Raw genomic sequence first — 1,540 nt, 5'->3', positions numbered from 1 at the left:
CGGCGTGCAGCTGGATGACATTTTTCGCCAAGTCCACGCCGATCATGATAGCCTTCGTCACGGTTGCCGTCCTTTCCATCAGTGGCTGTTGACGCAACATCTTGGCACATCACGATGCCGTTTGGGGCGGACGGCAACCACCCCATCTACTTTGGCAGAAGTGTAGACGGGCTGGGATTGAACGAACCCGCTGACGCGGGAGAGTGTGGCGTATTGGCTGGAATGGCCTCCTGATGGGAAGGTTTGGTTGCTGAGACCAACCTGCAACCAGAAGACCATCCCATGACTGATGTCACGGCAGCGGTAAGCCCGCTGCGCCGTCGTATGATCGACGATATGAGCCTGCGCAACCTGTCACCTGCGACGCAGCGATCCTACATTCACGCGGTTAAACGGTTCAGCCAATATCACGGTCGCTCACCGGATCGGCTTGGCCTGGAAGATGTCCGTGCATTTCAGGTCTATCTGGTGTCGCAAGGCGTGTCATGGGGCGCGCTCAATCAGACGGTCTGCGCCCTTCGCTTCTTCTATGGCGTGACATTGGACCGTGCGGAGATCCCGGAGCGGATCGCGTATGCACGCACGCCGCGCAAACTGCCGGCGATCCTGAGTGCCGACGAGGTGGTTAGGTTTCTCGAAGCGGTGTCATCGCTCAAGGCGCGTGCCGCGCTGACAACGGCTTATGCCGCAGGGCTTCGCGCCGCCGAGGCGGTTAGTCTGAAGGTCGCAGATATCGACAGCGACCGGATGTTAACTCAGATCCGCCATGGCAAGGGCGCGAAGGACCGCACGGTCATGCTGTCGCCGCAGTTGCTGAGCATTTTACGGACCTATTGGCGACTGGCGCGCCCTGAGGAATGGCTATTTCCTGGTCGTGGCGACAAGCCGATCGATGTTCAGGTCCTGCACGCGGCGTGCCGGTTTGCGACCAAGGCGGCAGGCCTGGTCAAGCGGGTGAGCGTGCATACGCTTCGGCACAGCTTTGCGACGCATCTGCTCGAGAGCGGCACGGATATCCGGATCATTCAGGTTCTGCTTGGGCACGGCAACTTGTCGACAACGGCGCGCTACACCCATGTGGCGACGAGCACGATCGCCGGTACACAAAGCCCGTTCGATCGCTTGACCCTTGAGGTTGTACCACCAGCCTGAGGGGCGACGGTGCGTTCTGATCTGGAGGTGGCGGATATCTTCCGCCGCCACGGCCGCGCTTATCGCGATGCTCATGACGGCCACATCGGCCGCGTGGAACGCCGCGTTATGTCGGCGATCGAACTGTGTCGGACTTCGGCGCTCGGTGGTCATATCGAGGCCTGCGAAGACTGCGCGCATGCCCGCGTCGCCTATAACTCCTGCCGCAATCGGCATTGCCCGAAGTGCCAGAGTGCGACGCGCGAACGCTGGCTTGCCGCCCGACAGGCCGATCTGCTGCCAGTGCCCTATTTCCACGTCGGTCGTTTAATCGCACCTCCTTCGTCAAGCCCCCAACGCATAGGTGATCGTTGCATGGCTGAGGCCCGCCATTATATTCAAGCGAATG

General features: G+C 60.7%; 2 protein-coding genes. Both read left to right on the top strand.

What is annotated here, in order from left to right; all coding sequences use genetic code 11:
- Positions 1–282: 282 nt before the first annotated feature.
- Entirely contained in the window at positions 283–1,152 is an 870-nt protein-coding gene (locus tag B9A23_RS22055) for a tyrosine-type recombinase/integrase (protein WP_084281544.1), read from the top strand.
- Positions 1,153–1,161: 9 nt separating this feature from the next.
- On the top strand, positions 1,162–1,540 hold a 379-nt coding region (locus B9A23_RS22050; RefSeq protein WP_254895253.1), incomplete at its 3' end, for a transposase zinc-binding domain-containing protein.

Origin of the sequence: Novosphingobium sp. B1 (assembly GCF_900176395.1) — a bacterium.
Lineage (GTDB): Bacteria > Pseudomonadota > Alphaproteobacteria > Sphingomonadales > Sphingomonadaceae > Novosphingobium.
The sequence above is the reverse complement of the archived record's forward strand: the minus strand, read 5'-3'. Positions and strand labels throughout refer to the sequence as shown.

Coding starts and splice junctions, on each gene's coding strand:
- B9A23_RS22055 (WP_084281544.1), top strand. CDS start 283: ATGACTGATGTCACGGCAGCGGTAAGCCCGCTGCGCCGTCGTATGATC.